The organism is Endozoicomonas sp. ALD040 (genome assembly GCF_049275945.1).
Lineage (GTDB): Bacteria > Pseudomonadota > Gammaproteobacteria > Pseudomonadales > Endozoicomonadaceae > Endozoicomonas_A.
In genome coordinates this window covers 967,113-983,677 of sequence record NZ_CP184829.1, presented here as the reverse complement: position 1 = coordinate 983,677, position 16,565 = coordinate 967,113, and the positions used below count along the sequence as shown (strand labels likewise).

The following is a 16,565-nucleotide window of genomic DNA, read 5'->3' as shown; positions in this document are numbered from 1 at the left end:
ATTTTCTTATAGGCATAAGCTGACGGTTTAGTGGAGAATAGCGAGATGGAAAGCTTTTCAAGGTAAAAGGAAACGACAGTGTCCAGTGTCCGTGAGCCGAAGTCAAACGCCAATAAATTCAGGGCCTCACTCAACAACAGAGAACTCCTTCTGGATCTGCAGACAGTGGTCTCTGATCTGATTCAGACGGGTCGGATCAGGCAATCGGAAGCCAATGAAATATTGGCTCGTCATCGAAATGCTGATCAACTTAAGCTTCACCCTCTGGAGTACATTGCCTCACAGGATCTGAAGGACGCCCGCAGTGGCGGCTCTCTCGATCTCGATACCCTGATGCATTGGTTGGCAGATCTGTCAGGCCAGGAGTATTTTCACATTGACCCTCTGAAAATTGATGCTACTGCCATTACTCCGGTCATGTCTCACGCTTATGCCATACGTCATCAGATTCTGGCAGTAGAAGTCTCGGCTGACGAGCTCGTGATCGCTTCAGCACAGCCGTGGCACATTGGCTGGGAGGATAATCTCAGACATATTAACCGCAAGGAAATCCGGCGGGTGGTCGCCAATCCAACCGATATTCGAAGATACACTTCGGAATTTTATCGACTGGCAAAGTCTGTCCTGGGTGCTAATGAACACAACGGCGTCCAGTCCACTCAGTTGAACAGCTTTGAGCAGATGCTTGAGCTGGGCAATATGAAGGCTCCGGACGCCAATGACCAGCACATAGTTAATATTGTCGACTGGTTGCTCCAGTATGCCTTTGAACAAAGGGCCAGTGATATTCATGTTGAGCCCAGACGAGAGCAGACTCACCTGCGTTTTCGAATTGATGGGGTGCTACACCTGATCTACCAGATGCCTGCCAAGGTGGCGGCTGCCGTAACCAGTCGCCTTAAGATTCTGGGTCGTATGAATGTGGCAGAGAAAAGAAAGCCACAGGATGGCCGACTTAAAACCCGCAACCCGGATGGCAATGAAGTTGAACTGCGACTTTCAACCCTGCCGACCGCCTTCGGGGAAAAGCTGGTGATGCGGATTTTTGATCCGGATGTTCTGGTCAAGGGATTTGGCGAGTTGGGTTTTTCCAGAGAAGACGAACGTCGCTGGACTCATATGACCGCGCAGCCCAACGGGATTGTTCTGGTCACGGGCCCTACTGGTTCAGGTAAAACTACTACGCTCTATTCGACGCTGAAAAGTCTGGCTTCTGATCAGGTGAATGTTTGTACTATTGAAGATCCTATTGAAATGGTGGAGTCCAGCTTCAATCAGATGCAGGTTCAGCATAATATTGATCTGACATTTGCCAGCGGCCTGCGTGCGCTGCTTCGTCAGGATCCGGATATCATTATGGTGGGTGAGATTCGGGATTTGGAAACCGCTGAAATGGCGATTCAGGCGGCGCTGACCGGGCATCTGGTGCTTTCCACTTTACACACCAACGACGCGCCGTCTGCCATAACCCGTCTGCTGGAACTCGGTGTTCCCCACTATCTGATCAAAGCAACGGTTCTGGGAGTTATGGCACAGAGGTTGGTCAGAACACTGTGTCCTTCTTGCAAACAGCCTGTAAAACTCGATAAGTCTGGTTGGAAATCCCTGACTCGTCCCTGGACAGCCCCCGCGCCTTCGCAGATCTTTCAACCTGTGGGTTGTCTGGAATGCAGGGATACCGGATACAGGGGGCGAGCGGGTGTTTATGAGTTAATGCCTATGTCTCAATCTCTTAAGGACATGCTGGCAGAGACTTCTGATATAGAAATCCTTCGTCGTCAATCCATCAAAGAAGGTATGTACAGTCTTCGCCTTTCCGGAGCTCAGAAAGTAGCAACAGGATTAACAACCATCGAAGAAGTGATGAGAGTGACACCAGACCAGCAGCATTGATTGACTCAGCTTTAAGAAGAAATGGTTGCAGTCTCCCACTGACTATTCGATATTAATATGTGAAGTGGCAGTGGAACAGTCAGATAATAATGAAAACACTTATCCTTACAGGCTTGCTGCTATTACCCTTTGCAATACAAGCGCAGAAGGTAATGGAACTGAAGCCTGCCGAAAAACCCCAATCATTTGTTGAGCAGATGCAGCAGAATTTTGATCCGGCTGTGGCTGATCTCGTGCTGGAGTCTTATTTGAACAGCCTGCTCAAGGCTAACGCAATTAAAGGTGGAGCCAGAAACTCATCCATAGAGTATTCTGTAAGAGCCAACCGGGAAGGGGAGTTGGTGGTGACTCGGCATCAGCAACTGGAGCGGGGGCTGGTCCGAAACAATAACACCCTGACAGTGTTCGGCGTTGGCCATACTTTGGAGTCAGACTGTTCCAGTATTGAGCAGCGTTGCTGGATTTTATATCCCGATAAGGATGAACGTTGGGTTGAAATAGAATATGCACCCAAAGCCGTGAAGGAACTGGCTAAAGGAATGGGGTTACTGATTAAGGAGCTGCAAAGGTAATTTCAGGCGGCAGACCTTGAAACACAGAGACTAAGCATCTCTTTTGCGTGGTTGAGTGTGGACTCGGTCATTTCTACACCGCCCAACATTCGGGCCACCTCTTTAACACGACAATCGCCTTTCAGGCCGACGATCTCAGTGGAGGTTTTAGCATTGCGAACCTTCTTGCTGACATGCAAATGCTGATGCCCCTGGGATGCTACCTGAGGCTGGTGGGTGACACAAATTACCTGACTTCTTTCTCCCAGCTCCCTGAGCATGGCTCCGACAATTTCTGCGGTGCCACCGCCAATGCCGACATCCACTTCGTCAAAGATCATGCTGGGAATGTGAGAGGTTTGAGCGGTTATCACCTGAATGGCCAGACTGATTCTCGATAGTTCACCACCAGAGGCCACTTTAGCCAGTGCTCTGGGTGGTTGACCCGGGTTAGTCGTCACCAGGAATTCGACCTCTTCAGCACCATTGGCTGAGAGCATGCTGCCCTCTATCGGTGTCAGGGCAATGATGAACTCTCCGTGGGGCAGGCCGAGCAAAGCCATGCGTCTAGTGATTTTTTTTTCAAGTTGTCTGGCAGCAGACTGACGTTTTCTGGAGAGTTTTTCGCATTGGTTCTGAAACTCGGATTTTAGTTCGATCAGCTTTTGTTGTAATGCTTCAACCCGTTCATCGCTGAACTGGATGCTCTCCAGCTCAGAGCCAAGCGTGCTTTGCTTTTCCAATAACGCTTCGGGTTGAACCCTGTGCTTTCTCGCAAGGTCGTAAATAGCACTGAGGCGTTCATCCACATCCCGCATTCTGGCGGGATCGGCATCAAAATGATCGATAAAGTGATTGATTTCTCCTACCGCTTCCTCGACCTGAATTTGGGCAGAGGACATCATTTCAATTGTGTTGTTGATGGCTGGGTGATCTATTTGCAGATCGCTCAGGCGCTGCAGGCAGGTGGAGAGTTTCTGGAGAATGTTACCTGCCTCGTTGTCTGAGCAGATAGCATTGATTTCGTGACACACGGAAAGAGTGCCTTCAGCATGGGATAACTGTTTGAGTTCCTGCTCAAGTTGTTCCAGCTCTCCTTCCTGAAGCGATAGCTGTTCCAGCTCCTGAAGCTGATAGCTGAGCAGTTGCACTCGTTCATCCTGCTCCCTGCGATTATGGCTGAGAGTGGTCAGTTCATCATGTGTCTGGTTGAACTGATGGGCAGTGCGAGCCACTTCGGAGGCCAGTTTTTGTATGTCGGCATAATCATCCAGAAGCAGTCGATGGTTGCTTTTTTTCAGTAACGACTGGCTTTCATGCTGGCCATGGATATCAATTAACCGTTCACCAATGGCCCGAAGATCCGCAAGGGGAGAAAGAGTCCCATTGATATAGGCACGGGACCGTCCCTCTTTGGTAATGACTCTTCGGAGAATGCACTCATCATCACTGGCCAGATCTTTTTCTTGCAGCCATGCTTTTGCCGCAGTGCACTGGCTGATATCAAAAGAAGCGTGAATCTCAGCTTTGTCAGTACCCTGACGAACACAGTGACTATCGGTTCTGTCACCCGTTGCCAGACCGAGAGCATCCAGCATGATGGACTTACCGGCACCGGTCTCGCCGGTAATGACAGTCATTCCACAATGGATGTCCAGATCCAGCTGGTCAACGATGGCGAAGTTGCTGATGGACAGTTGGGTCAGCATGATAAATACCCGCTACTGTAGCTTTACTGTTTATATATACAGTAACCTGAAGTGTGCGATTCGTAAAGTCAGAGCTGAAAAAATCCACTGATCCTGAACTGAATGAGATGGGGGGCCGTTGTGATTTTGTTTTGCGGCCCGGTGTTTTGCGAAATGATCGCTTGCGTTAAAAAAACTGTTTTTCAGGTCTTGAATCCGGAATTCGTGACCCAATATACGTTTCATCTAAATGATTGCCTCCCGGTCGGAGATTCTGGAATGACAGTAGAAAGCAGCAAACCTGAAGAGCAGGTAACGGAAGAAGCCACAGAGCAGCAGGCAGAAGAAAGCCTGCTGAACGAAGAGGGTGGTGTTGAACTCGACAGTGAAGGTAATCTGACCGACGGCCTTGAGAGTCAGCTGGAAGCACTCAACGAAGAACTTGCCAGGGCGAAAGATCAGACTCTGCGTACTGCTGCTGAAATGCAGAACATTAAGCGTCGTGCCGAGCAGGATGTTGAAAAGGCTCACAAATTTGCTCTGGAAAAATTTGTTGACGCACTGATTCCAGTGGTTGATAGCCTGGAAAAAGGCATTGAAAGTGCCGAACAGGCAGAAGGGTCTCACGAAGCCCTGGTAGAAGGTATGAAGCTGACTCTGAAGCAGTTCCTGGATGCATTGGGACGCTTCGCGGTAGTTCAGGAAGACCCCAGTGGTCAGCCTTTTGACCCGAACTTCCATCAGGCCATGTCGATGGTTCCGAATCCCGATGTTGAAGCCAACACCGTGATTGATGTTTTCCAGAAAGGATACAAGCTGAATGGTCGTTTGATTCGTCCGGCTATGGTTGTTGTTTCCAAATAAGTGATTTTGCTGAGGAATATTCAAAAAAGAATATTTCAACAGCCTTGAAATCAAATCGATTGATCCCATATTGATTTCAAAGGCCAAAAACAGCTGCTCACCAGACACTGGCAAGCAGCCCTCAGCTGAAGAATTAAAGAATTGAACTAAAGAATTTCGTCCTGGAATCAGGGCAATGGAGAGATTGAACAATGGGTAAAATAATCGGTATTGATCTGGGTACCACTAACTCTTGTGTATCTATTCTGGATGGTGAAAAAGCCAAGGTTCTGGAAAATGCTGAAGGCGGTCGTACAACGCCTTCTATCATCGCCTTCACTGACGATGGTGAGACTCTGGTAGGTCAGCCAGCCAAGCGTCAGGCCGTTACCAATCCTGACAATACCCTGTTTGCCATCAAGCGTCTGATTGGCCGTCGTTTCAAAGACGATGTGGTTCAGAAAGACATCCAGATGGTTCCTTACAAGATTGTTGAAGCTGACAATGGCGACGCCTGGGTTGAAGTTAAAGGTGACAAAAAAGCGCCGCCTCAGATTTCTGCTGAAATCCTGAAGAAAATGAAGAAGACCGCTGAAGACTACCTGGGCGAGTCTGTTACTGAAGCGGTGGTTACCGTACCTGCATACTTCAACGATGCTCAGCGTCAGGCAACCAAAGATGCTGGCCGTATTGCCGGTCTGGATGTCAAGCGTATCATTAACGAGCCAACTGCTGCTGCTCTGGCCTACGGCATGGACAAGAGGCAGGGTGACCAGACCATCGCTGTATACGACCTGGGTGGTGGTACTTTTGATATCTCAATCATCGAGATTGCCGATGTTGACGGCGAGCACCAGTTCGAAGTACTGGCCACCAACGGTGACACTTTCCTGGGTGGCGAAGACTTTGACATGCGTTTGATCGATTACCTGGCAGAAGAGTTCAAAAAAGACCAGGGTATCGACCTTAAAGGTGACCCTCTGGCCATGCAGCGTCTGAAAGAAGCTGCTGAAAAAGCCAAGATTGAGCTGTCTTCTGCTCAGCAGACTGATGTTAACCTGCCTTACATCACTGCCGATGCAACCGGTCCTAAACATCTGAACGTTAAAGTCACCCGCTCTAAACTGGAGTCTCTGGTTGAAGACCTGGTTCAGCGTTCTCTGGAGCCATGTCGTCTGGCGGTTAAGGACTCCGACCTGGATCTGTCTGACATCGACGAAGTCATTCTGGTGGGTGGTCAAACCCGTATGCCAATGGTTCAGGAAAAAGTTGCTGCTTTCTTCGGCAAGGAACCTCGTAAAGATGTGAACCCTGACGAAGCGGTAGCCATGGGTGCATCCATCCAGGGTGCGGTTCTGGCGGGTGACGTTAAAGACGTGCTGCTGCTGGACGTCACTCCACTGACTCTGGGTATCGAAACCATGGGTGGAGTTATGACTGCCCTGATTGAAAAGAACACCACGATTCCGACCAAGAAGTCTCAGGTGTTCTCTACTGCTGATGACAACCAGAGTGCTGTAACCATTCACGTTTGTCAGGGTGAGCGCAAGCAGGCTTCTGCCAACAAGTCTCTGGGACGTTTTGACCTGTCTGACATTCCACCGGCTCCACGTGGCATGCCTCAGATTGAAGTCAGCTTCGACCTGGATGCCAACGGTATCCTGAATGTTTCTGCCAAGGACAAGGCTACTGGCAAAGAGCAGTCCATTGTGATCAAGGCTTCTTCCGGCCTGTCTGACGATGAAATTGATCAAATGGTTCAGGACGCTGAAGCTAACGCGGCTGAAGACAAGAAGTTTGAAGAGCTGGCGGCTGTCCGTAATACGGGCGATGGTCTGGTACATGCTACCCGCAAGACTCTGGAAGAAGCCGGTGATAAGGCCACTGAAGAAGAGAAGAGTGCGATCAACGAAGCTCTGACTGCTCTGGAAGAAGCGCTGAAGGGTGACGACAAGGATCTGATTGAAGAGAAGTCCAAGGCACTCTCTGAAGCTTCTTCCGGTCTGGTTCAGAAGATGTACGCTGAAGCCCAGCAGCCGGGTGCTGAGAGTGCTCAGGAAGCTGAATCTTCTTCCGCTGCTGCGGACGACGCCGTAGATGCCGAGTTCGAAGAAGTGAAAGATGACAAGAAGTAAACCCATTCCGCGCTGCGGTATGAGTTGATTTGGCGGCGCGGGAGCTTTCTCCCGCGCTCTTGTGTTTAAGAGGCTGTCTGAAAAGTTTCGCTGATTTTCCAAACAGTCTCTGATTCAATAAATCGGGATCGATCCCGATGTATGAAAGCGATTTGGATTATTTCGGTCAGGTGATCTGACGGAACCTGACCACAGGGTGTTACTGATGGCAAAACGTGATTTTTACGAAGTACTGGGCGTAGAAAAGGGGGCCTCTGACAAGGAGATCAAGAAGGCCTACCGCCGCATGGCTATGAAGTTCCACCCTGACCGTAACCCTGATGACAAAGAGGCAGAAGAGAATTTCAAGGAAGTAAACGAGGCTTTCGAAATCCTCTCTGATGATCAGAAGCGTGCCGCCTACGACCAATACGGTCACGCCGGTGTCGATCCCAATATGGGCGGCAGTGGAGCTGGCGGCTTCGGTGGAGCTGGCGGTTTCGGTGACGTCTTCGGTGATGTTTTTGGAGACATCTTTGGTGGCGGCGGCCACTCCCGCAGCTCTGTTCAGCGAGGTGCTGATCTGCGCTACCAGCTGGAGCTGAGTCTGGAAGAAGCGGTTAAGGGGACTACCAAGAAAATCAAGATTCCTTCCCTGGTAGTCTGTCAGTCCTGCGACGGTTCTGGTGCCAGGAAAGGCACTTCTCCGGTTACCTGTACCACCTGTGGAGGCATGGGTCAGGTGCGTATGCAGCAGGGTTTCTTCTCTGTTCAGCAAACCTGTCCTGATTGTCACGGCACCGGCAAGATGATAAAAGACCCTTGTCGTGAGTGTCATGGTGAAGGTCGGGTTCAGGAATATAAGACTCTGTCTGTAAAAATTCCTGCCGGCGTCGATACCGGTGACCGTATTCGTCTGGCTGGTGAAGGTGAAGCGGGCGTCAATGGTGGTCCAGCCGGTGATCTCTACGTTCAGGTCAGCGTAGCAGACCATCGGATCTTCCAGCGTGATGGCAAGCACCTCTACTGTGAAGTGCCTATTACCTTTGTTGATGCAGCCCTCGGTGGCGAACTGGAAGTTCCGACCCTCGACGGCCGGGTAAAACTCAAGATTCCAAAAGAAACCCAGACTGGCAAGTTGTTCCGTCTGCGCGATAAAGGTGTCACACCGGTGCGTGGCGGTAGTCGTGGAGACCTGATGTGTCGTGTTGTGGTAGAAACGCCGGTGCATCTGACTGAACGCCAGAAAGAGCTGATGGAAGAGTTGAAGGAAACCTTTGCTGCCGAAGGTGAGCATCGTCAGTCGCCTAAGAAAACCTCTTTCTTTGAAGGGGTTAAAAAGTTCTTCGACGATATGGGCAAGTGATCGGTCAGTCAGAATGGAAAATAAAAAAAGTGGCTTCAGTGCCACTTTTTTTATGTCCAGCGTTGTTCAATTAATGCGTAGGCTTACAGAAATATTTATCGTACTCGGTAAGAAAGTATTGATGATTGAAGTACTTTGTGGTCATGGCTCCCAGCGCTTCGTTTCTGTCTCTGAACGGGTTTTTGTAAGCTAGTTCTTTCTGTTCCAGAAAATCCCGGTAATCAGAGTTTGGAGTATCGGCATCATTGTCGAAGTTTGTTATATCAATGTAGGAGAAAATCAGGCGATCTTCTTCTGCAATAACGACAGTATTCCAGGCATGTGTTTTGTAGGGTGAAAACAATGCCCTGGTCAGGTAAACATTTGCCAGTACGTCAGGAAACAGCTGTTTCAGTTGGGCAAAAACAACCATTCCCAGTACCGTGTATTTATCACAGTCGCCAATCTCCCTTCGCCAATATTCAGCGATTGAACACTCCTCCGGGAAAGTCATTGCCAGCTCGCCTTCATCCACAGTCTCGTAGTGAAGCTTTTGTGAAACAATATGAGCTGTCAGATAGAGCAAATTATAGATCGTTGGTTTTTTTACATAGTTAGCTATGTTTTCAACGTACTTGAAAATTTCCGCCTGGTCGTCTGTCGAAAAAAGGTTCATGCTGTTATAAACATGTATTGAGTTAAGCTGGGAAAATAAATCTTTTGGTAGAGGGATGGGCTCTTTCTTACTCTGGTAGCCCGCCAGATTACCGATGTACTCAAATTCAAGATGATTAGCGGGGTATACACTGCAGGTTGGCTGGTCTGAGATTAGAGAAGGGTAAGTGTCCAGGTCAATGCCATGGAAGTAGAGGGAAGTTGCATCACTCAGCGTTATGTTTTTGCTCATGGCTTCATGAATAAAAGCTGTAGGCACTTTTGAAGAGTAGAGTTTTTTTAATTCAAAGGGTGTGCGGGCGAGCCCGATGTATCTGGGCAGGTCTTTTGTTGTTAAGCCTTTTTCGAATGTTTCATGAAAATCTCTCTGTTCAGTATCCGTAGCGATATACAAGCCGTTCTTGTTTAGGGAGTCTGCAAGATTGGGAGGTATTCCATGTTTAACATAAGCGATAATAGACCTGGCACGATAAACACCTGCCTCGATGTAGCTGTTAGCCGTTTGGGGAGTTAGTCCTGCCTCGAGAATATCTGCAATAAAAAATGGTTTGGAAATGACTCTGGGATGAAACATTGCGGCAACGCCCGGAGTAATGTTGAAGTGAGTATAATAGTAAATAATGTCTGGACTGATTGTTGGGGCATCTTGAGCAAAAAGAAGGACTTCTTCTGGCGTGGTTCCTACTTCTATGAGGCTCTCAATATCATAATCGACTAGCCCGGCGTTCAAGAAAGCCTGTTTTTTTTGTTCTGTAATATCAGCTTCGGCGCAGAAGCTCGTCGTTATGAGCAGCGCAGTTGTCAGTATTATGGCACGTTTTGCAATGTTCATAGGCGTACTCCTTTACTGGCAGATTTAATGGTCCTCTATTTATTAGAGTTTCTGGAGAGCGAGAAGTTCCCCCAGGGGTATAGATGATTTACAGGTAAAGCCGACCTTGCAGGCTCCTGGTTTGACGCCCAGCCTACTTCGATTGCGTCGTACAGAAGTATTCTTCGTATTTGCTAAGAAAGTTTCGCATCTCGAAGTACTCTGGGTACATTGCTCCCAGTTCTTCATTTTTGTTTCTGAGTGGGCTCGGGATGCAGCCAGCTGCCTCATACAGATTGTGCAAGGCGTCATGCAGTTGTATAAGAAACTGAAGAATAAGGCGCAGAACATTGGAATCAGTGTCGTATCTTATGATGTCAATGTACGTAACAATCAGGTGATTCTCTTCTGCAATGACGACGGTATTCCAGGAATGTCTTTTGTATGTCGAAAACCATTCCTTGCTTAGGTAAACATTGGTCAGTACGTCAGGAAACAGTTGTTTTAGTTGGGCAAAAACAACCGCACCCAATGCCATATATTTATCACAGTCACCCATGCCCCTTCGCCAATATTCAGCTATTGAACAGCCTTCCGGGAAGGTAAGACTCAGCTCGCCATCCACTAATGCGTAGTGAAGCTTGTCTGAAACAATTTTTGCGGTCAGGTAGAGCAAACTATAGATCGTGGGGGTTTTTACATCTTTTGCAGCCTTTTCAACGTACTTGAAAATTTCCGCTTGATCGTCTGTTGAAAAGTGGTACATATCGTATTGGATATATATGGAATTTAGCTCGGAAAATAGAGCTTTTGGTAGAGGAATGGGCTCTTTTTTACTCTGGTAGTTTACAAGATTACCCAAGTGTTCAAATTTAAGATGAGAAATGGGATACACAGTGCAGGTATTTTGGTCAGAGATTAAAGACGGGTAGGTGTCCAAGTCAATGCTGAGAAAGTAAAGAGACATTGCATCATACAGTTTTATACCCTTACTTTTAGCTTCATGAAGAAAATCTGGGGGCACTTTGGAAAAGTAGAGATCTTGTAACTGATCGATTGATGTGGTGAGCCCTCTGTATTTAGACAGGTTTTCTGCCGTTATCCACTGTTTAAATTCATCTTGAATAGGGATACGATCACTGCTCATGATTACGAAAAAGAGGTTTTTGTATAGAGAATTTGCAAGATCAGGGGATATTCGTTTTTTGGCGTACCCGATGATAAAGAAGGCCGCATTAATGCCGACGTCGAGGTAGCTATTTGCCGTTTGGGGGCTTAACCCTGCCCGTAGAACCTTATCTATAAAAAACGAATCACTGGCCACTTCAGGACGAAATGATGCAACGACTTCCGGAGTAATGTTGCGCCGTGTAAAACTGTGAATGTCATACGGGCTGACCATTGGGGCTTTTTGAGAAAAAAGAAAGACTTCTTCTGCCGTAGTCCCCACCTCTGTAAGGTACTCAATATCATAACCGGCCAGTGCGTCTTTCAGGCAATGTCCTTCTTGTTCTGTAATATCAGCGTCGGCACTAAAACTCATCAATATGAGTAATGCAGAGATCAGTTTGATGGCATTTGTAATGTACATTGGCATACTCCTTTATTGCCGGGTTTCAGTTATCCGGAAGATTACTTTCTAATACTTCCAACATCATGTTGTTATCAGGATGCAATGCCTTTTTTTGTAATTCTCTGGCCAGTTCATAAAAACTATCTCCTGGCTTAGTTGTTTGAGACATATAATCAAGCATTATTTCACTTGATTTATCACAGACGTACTGGCAAAACTCGGGTAATCTACCTTTGTCTAATAACCGGGTAAAGTAACTTTGCCGATCGTCAGCTGAGAGATCAGTGTATTCATGGATTTTTGAGGTATCCGTTCCATTAAAAAAATGCGGAATTAACGTTGGGATTAGCCCAGGATATCTCAGGATATCGTCGGTGACTGCTCTGCATATCTTATCGAGTTCTAAATGGGCATTCTCAGGGTCATACCAGAAATCATGTTTATTTTTTCTGTCACATAATTCTATTTGCTCTTTGCTCATTGTTAACAGAGCCGATTTAACCTCTTGCATAAGGAATGGATTTAAATGGAATGCACTATTAGCTACTTTCCAGCGGCCTAATAGTTTCGGGTTGCCTGTTTTTGGTACTCTATGACCACATCTGCCCAGTCCAAGGTAGGGTTTATTTAAGCATTGTGCAATATTAGCGGTGCTGGCTCCCGGTGCATAAATGGGGATGTTGGAAAAATAACAAACCAACTCAAACAGTCGCTTCGGTAAAAAAGTAAATTCAAATACGGTGACCTTATCTATAAGTGATTTCTCAGTGGTAAAGTCCAGGGAGTAATTAGTTGAAAACTGTATATTACCAGTATCACTGAGTTCTTTTTTTCCTTTCTCAGACAGACTGATATTCTCGCTGTGTGGTGCAATAATAATGATAGGCTTATCACCAAAACACGCTTTAGCAGCATTTGTGTAATTGTAATACTCATGTTTTAACATTCCCCAAGCATGATAAGAAAGGGCTAAATATATTTTATTTTCTTTGGCCGATTGCAATAATTCGGTAAAAAATTGAGCTAATTTTTCAGTATCATAACCTTGTATTACTGGCTTTTGTAAGCTGTTAGCTATATCCCTTTTCATTAACTCTGGTGTTGACGTATCTTTATTGATCTCGTACGGATAAATGGGTAGATGATTTTCTCGGTTTTTCAGGGGTATTTCCTTCGTACATTCAGTGAACCATCTATAGTTAGTTATTTGAAATAATGGAGCTTTTGTTGATGTTTTATACGAGTCCCAAACGGTGTAAATTTGTAGTGTGTTTTTTGATAAAAGATGGGTTGGTATTGTCTGTTCTATGATGTATGGAATACCAAATATTTTATCTGGTCTTATTTTTGGTGACGATAATTTGTGATCCCCGTGAATGATAGACTCATCAATGTCACGCGCAGGTAAACCAGAAAGAAGATTTGGTAATTTGTTGCTAAGAGTAGGTTCATAGCCAGAAAAGCGAACCAGATTTAAAGTGCCAGGGGAAAGTCTGACAAAATTCCTTAAGAATTCTATATACAGGTTTAAATTTCCATAGCCCTGAGTGGGGGAGCTAGCTTCTACCAGAAAAACTATTTCTTTAACTTTCCCAGCTTTACTTTGCAAAGAGGTGATTCTATTCATAGATGATGCATGAATCGGTATCTGCCTGAAAAAATCCTGAAGAAAAGATATCCATTGCTTGTCCTTTGGTATCAAACAACCAACTTGCTGGAGAGCACTACTTTCGATAATAGAAGACTCTTTAGTGTTTTTTAACTTTTTTGGAAGCACCTCTGCGGACGAACTTTCACAGGCTGTTCTTTTTTCATCATGCCAGGTAATTCCTTCATTAGTTGAAACATAATAATGCTCCAGTTTAGTCGGGGGCTCAGGAAAAGATTTTTCCAAGGTATTTTCCGGTTTGTGTACTTGGTTTATGGCAGAAGTTGCACAAACATCATTCTTAAAGATTTTGTTTATATTATGGTGTTCCTGACTGGCAAAGGTATCAGTAGTAGTTTGGTCACCTTTTTCTACATTAATTGTTTTTTCTTGTGTTGACAGTTCACTGGTAAGTCTGGGCTGAACTGGAAGATGACTATTAATCATAATGAACCTCCGAACCAATTTCCCGTTACTGGCTGAGAAAGCGTTAATAGGTGTATTTCGATCTGTCGTGTTGATAACTGTCCAATTAGCCAGAAATATAAGATTCCATACGGCCAACTACTTAGCATTGAATGGGTGAGTCCTTTGTATTTAGGTTCTAAGCTCCAGTTTAAATGCGTCATGAAGGTCGGTCCATTCAAAGTCAGTGATTGTACTAAAGCCGTTTCGTTTTAAGGTGCCTGCAATATCTGCCGTGGTCTCCACCTCTATGTGGCGGCCAATATCATAATTGGCCAACGAGGCGTTCAGGAAGCGTTCTTTTTCTTGTTCTGTAATATCAGCGTTGACACAAAAACTCATCGTTATGAGTAATACAGATATCAGCTTGATGGCATGGCTTGTAATGTTCATTGGCGTAATCCTTTACTATCGGGTTCAATAGTCCATGGAACTTAGAGTCTCGGGAGAGTGATTAGTTCCCCCAGGAGGGAAATATAGTAGCGTTACAGGTAAAGAAGCCGGAAAAGATTGGGGGGATTTTCTCAGCTCATCTATCATTCATCTGTCTGAGCAGTTGTTATGTCCGGATTGCTCTGATCGTGTGGACAGAAATATTTCTTGTATTCGCTAAGAAAGTGTTCCTTGTTGAAGTTCTCGGGGTACATCGCTCCCAAGGCTTCGTTTTTGTTTCTGTATGGATTCGGGGTGTAGCCAGCTGCCTCACGCAGATTCTCAAGAACTTCATACAGTTGTAGATAAAACCGATAAATAAGCTTTAGATAATAGTAATCACCGGGGTCGTAGTATGTTATGTCAATGTAGCTGAATATCAGGCGATCTTCTTCTGCAATGACGACGGTATTCCAGGAATGTCTGTTGTATTTTGCAAACAGTTCATTGATTAGGTAAACATTTGCCATTACGTCAGGAAACAATTGTTTCAGTTGAGCAAAAACAACCGTTCCCAATGCCGAGTATTTATCACAGTCGCCAATTCCCCTTCGCCAATATTCAGCTATTGAACAATCTATCGGGAAAGTCTGCTCCAGTTCTCCTTCATCCACTAATTCGTAGTGAAGCTTTTCAGAAACAATCTCCGCTGTCAGGTAGAGTAAATTATAGATCGTTGGGTTTTTTACACGTTTGGCTTTGTTTTCAACGTACTTGAAAATCTCTTCCTGATCGTCGGTTGAAAAATGTCCCATAAATTCTTGCGTAAAATCCCTGCCAGAAAATACTGTATTAAGCCGGAAAAATAAAGCTTTTGGTAGAGGAATAGGCTCTTTTTTGCTCTGGTAGCCCGCAAGATTACCAAGGTGTTCAAACTCAAGATGGGTTGTGGGATATGCTGTGCAGGTCCGTTCGTCAGAGATTAGAGATGGATAGGTGTCCAGGTCAATGCCACGGAAGTAAAGAGATTTTGCATCTTCCGTGTCCAGGGTTATATCCATACTCAGGACTCTATGAAGAAAATCAGTAGGTACTTTTGAAACGTAGAGTCTTTTTAATTCATTGGTTGTTGAGGCGAGTCCCTTGTATCTGGGCAGATCTTCCATGGTTAGCCCCTTTTCCATTGTTTCTTGAAGCCAAACCTTCGAATAGTCAGAGTCAGTGTAGAAATAGTAGCCACTTTTGTATAAGGCGCCTGCAAGATCAGGAGCTATTCCATTTTTGAAGTAACTGGTCAAAATGTTGGCCTGATCAACGCCGGCTTCTAGGTAGCTATTTGCCTTTTGGGGGCTTAACCCTGCCTGTAGAATTTTATCTATAAAAGCCGGTTCACCAGCCACTTCAGGATGAAACGATGCAACGACTTCCGGAGTAATGTTGCGCCGGGTAAAACGGTGAATGTCATACGGGCTGATCATTGGGGCTTTTTGAGAAAAAAGAAAGACTTCTTCTGCCGTGGTTCCCACCGCTGTGAGGCGCTCAATATCATAACCGGCCAGTGCGTCGTTCAGGCAATGTTCTTCTTGTTCTGTAATATCAGCGTTGACACAAAAACTCATCGTTATGAGTAATGCAAATATCAGCTTGATGGCATGGCTTGTAATGTTCATTGGCGTAATCCTCTACTCTCGGGTTCAATAGTCCATAGAACTCAGAGTCTCGGGAGAGTGATTAGTTCCACCGGGAGAGAAATATAGAAGAATTACGGGTAAAGAAGCCGGGAGAGATTACAAGCAGCAGGCTCTGCCCGGAATGCTACGTGGGGGTGCCGCTTTATTCGCAGTGGGGGGCCTGACCATTCGCCTACTCTCTTCAGTCTCCGTTCAATTCAGCCCTTTTTGGCTATTCCATAGGCTTCTGTCAGTATTTCATCAGTCTTGCAGTCAAGGCTCGGATTCCTTTTTATGTGCTGCTCGTTATCATACTTTGATCTTCCTTTGGGGCACCATTCCCGCAGCAGGTGTGCTATACCGTTTTTAGCAACGCTGGCGAAAAATCAAACGGGTTCGAGGGCAGGAAGAAGTTAACCGGAGAAAATTATGTCTCAACAACGAGTCTTAATGGCAATTCTGGTATTGAATGGATCTATTGCCACAACACTCAGGAAGACGCTTGAAAAGGATTGTACCAGGCTTTACCAGAATCACTTCGGCAAACATTACAAGCTCTTTCCGATCTGGGTGGAAGTGCCGCGTTCACAGGCTTTTTTAGCAGCTCGCCCGAGCAATGCGACCACCATTTCCATTGGCGTGGAAAACGATCTTCCCAACGACATTCGTCATGCATTTATGAGTGAATTCAGTGAACTTTGGATGAACTATACCGGGTGCAATAAAAACGAGATCATGCTGACGGCGATGGATTTTCAGGCACAACAAGATTTATTGAAGCTGACTCAGACCCGAATCCGTCCCTCCAGAAGACCTCTGGTTACACTTCAGATGTTGGGCCGATTGGCAAAGTCGAAAATCATTACACGACACTTTTCCACGTCCATTAACTTTTAAACCTTAGCCCGCAGGAGAAC

General features: G+C 46.0%; 12 protein-coding genes. 6 read left to right on the top strand and 6 right to left on the bottom strand.

The annotated features are described in order from the left end of the window. The first annotated feature begins 165 nt into the window (after positions 1 to 165). On the top strand, positions 166 to 1,893 hold the full coding sequence (locus ACOJUN_RS03510) for a GspE/PulE family protein (protein WP_422137038.1): 1,728 nt from the start codon (positions 166 to 168) through the stop codon (positions 1,891 to 1,893). Between the two features lie 89 nt (positions 1,894 to 1,982). Continuing rightward, the gene (locus ACOJUN_RS03505) at positions 1,983 to 2,465 is read left to right on the top strand and encodes a hypothetical protein (RefSeq protein ID WP_422135284.1); all 483 of its coding nucleotides are present in this window, start codon (positions 1,983 to 1,985) and stop codon (positions 2,463 to 2,465) included. A gap of 2 nt (positions 2,466 to 2,467) precedes the next feature. On the opposite strand, the gene recN is transcribed toward ACOJUN_RS03505, so the two are convergent. Continuing rightward, positions 2,468 to 4,153, bottom strand: coding sequence for a DNA repair protein RecN (recN, locus tag ACOJUN_RS03500; RefSeq protein ID WP_422135283.1), 1,686 nt, complete (start codon positions 4,151 to 4,153; stop codon positions 2,468 to 2,470). Between the two features lie 258 nt (positions 4,154 to 4,411). On the opposite strand from recN, the gene grpE reads away from it, so the two are divergent. The 3 genes from grpE (at position 4,412) to dnaJ (ending at position 8,455) form a co-directional block, all read left to right on the top strand. Continuing rightward, positions 4,412 to 4,996, top strand: coding sequence for a nucleotide exchange factor GrpE (gene grpE / locus ACOJUN_RS03495; protein WP_422135282.1), 585 nt, complete (start codon positions 4,412 to 4,414; stop codon positions 4,994 to 4,996). A gap of 191 nt (positions 4,997 to 5,187) precedes the next feature. Continuing rightward, positions 5,188 to 7,110 carry a molecular chaperone DnaK gene (gene dnaK, locus ACOJUN_RS03490; RefSeq protein ID WP_422135281.1) on the top strand — a complete coding sequence of 641 codons (1,923 nt, stop codon included), beginning with the start codon at positions 5,188 to 5,190 and terminating at the stop codon, positions 7,108 to 7,110. A gap of 205 nt (positions 7,111 to 7,315) precedes the next feature. Then, on the top strand, positions 7,316 to 8,455 hold the full coding sequence (gene dnaJ, locus ACOJUN_RS03485) for a molecular chaperone DnaJ (protein ID WP_422135280.1): 1,140 nt from the start codon (positions 7,316 to 7,318) through the stop codon (positions 8,453 to 8,455). A 70-nt stretch (positions 8,456 to 8,525) separates the two neighbouring features. Here dnaJ and ACOJUN_RS03480 read toward each other — a convergent pair whose 3' ends face one another. The 5 genes from ACOJUN_RS03480 to ACOJUN_RS03460 all read right to left on the bottom strand — a co-directional run bounded on the left by ACOJUN_RS03480 (position 8,526) and on the right by ACOJUN_RS03460 (position 15,648). After that, entirely contained in the window at positions 8,526 to 9,941 is a 1,416-nt protein-coding gene (locus ACOJUN_RS03480; RefSeq protein WP_422135279.1) for a hypothetical protein, read from the bottom strand. 133 nt (positions 9,942 to 10,074) lie between these two features. Continuing rightward, positions 10,075 to 11,511: a hypothetical protein gene (locus tag ACOJUN_RS03475; RefSeq protein ID WP_422135278.1), complete on the bottom strand. Its 1,437-nt coding sequence runs from the start codon at positions 11,509 to 11,511 to the stop codon at positions 10,075 to 10,077. A 25-nt stretch (positions 11,512 to 11,536) separates the two neighbouring features. Beyond that, entirely contained in the window at positions 11,537 to 13,588 is a 2,052-nt protein-coding gene (locus tag ACOJUN_RS03470) for a hypothetical protein (RefSeq protein ID WP_422135277.1), read from the bottom strand. Between the two features lie 150 nt (positions 13,589 to 13,738). Further along, positions 13,739 to 13,999: a hypothetical protein gene (locus ACOJUN_RS03465; protein WP_422135276.1), complete on the bottom strand. Its 261-nt coding sequence runs from the start codon at positions 13,997 to 13,999 to the stop codon at positions 13,739 to 13,741. 143 nt (positions 14,000 to 14,142) lie between these two features. Then, complete coding sequence (locus ACOJUN_RS03460) at positions 14,143 to 15,648, bottom strand: hypothetical protein (protein WP_422135275.1); 1,506 nt, start codon at positions 15,646 to 15,648, stop codon at positions 14,143 to 14,145. Between the two features lie 429 nt (positions 15,649 to 16,077). Between ACOJUN_RS03460 and ACOJUN_RS03455 the strand changes: the two genes are divergently transcribed. Continuing rightward, on the top strand, positions 16,078 to 16,545 hold the full coding sequence (locus tag ACOJUN_RS03455; protein WP_422135274.1) for a hypothetical protein: 468 nt from the start codon (positions 16,078 to 16,080) through the stop codon (positions 16,543 to 16,545). The last annotated feature ends 20 nt before the right edge of the window (positions 16,546 to 16,565 follow it).

Bases quoted from the DNA above. Each gene is read 5' to 3' on its own strand.
- recN (WP_422135283.1), bottom strand. From the start codon at position 4,153: ATGCTGACCCAACTGTCCATCAGCAACTTCGCCATCGTTGACCAGCTG.
- ACOJUN_RS03465 (WP_422135276.1), bottom strand. From the start codon at position 13,999: ATGAACATTACAAGCCATGCCATCAAGCTGATATCTGTATTACTCATA.
- ACOJUN_RS03480 (WP_422135279.1), bottom strand. From the start codon at position 9,941: ATGAACATTGCAAAACGTGCCATAATACTGACAACTGCGCTGCTCATA.
- dnaJ (WP_422135280.1), top strand. From the start codon at position 7,316: ATGGCAAAACGTGATTTTTACGAAGTACTGGGCGTAGAAAAGGGGGCC.
- grpE (WP_422135282.1), top strand. From the start codon at position 4,412: ATGACAGTAGAAAGCAGCAAACCTGAAGAGCAGGTAACGGAAGAAGCC.
- ACOJUN_RS03455 (WP_422135274.1), top strand. From the start codon at position 16,078: ATGTCTCAACAACGAGTCTTAATGGCAATTCTGGTATTGAATGGATCT.
- ACOJUN_RS03470 (WP_422135277.1), bottom strand. From the start codon at position 13,588: ATGATTAATAGTCATCTTCCAGTTCAGCCCAGACTTACCAGTGAACTG.
- ACOJUN_RS03460 (WP_422135275.1), bottom strand. From the start codon at position 15,648: ATGAACATTACAAGCCATGCCATCAAGCTGATATTTGCATTACTCATA.
- dnaK (WP_422135281.1), top strand. From the start codon at position 5,188: ATGGGTAAAATAATCGGTATTGATCTGGGTACCACTAACTCTTGTGTA.
- ACOJUN_RS03505 (WP_422135284.1), top strand. From the start codon at position 1,983: ATGAAAACACTTATCCTTACAGGCTTGCTGCTATTACCCTTTGCAATA.
- ACOJUN_RS03475 (WP_422135278.1), bottom strand. From the start codon at position 11,511: ATGTACATTACAAATGCCATCAAACTGATCTCTGCATTACTCATATTG.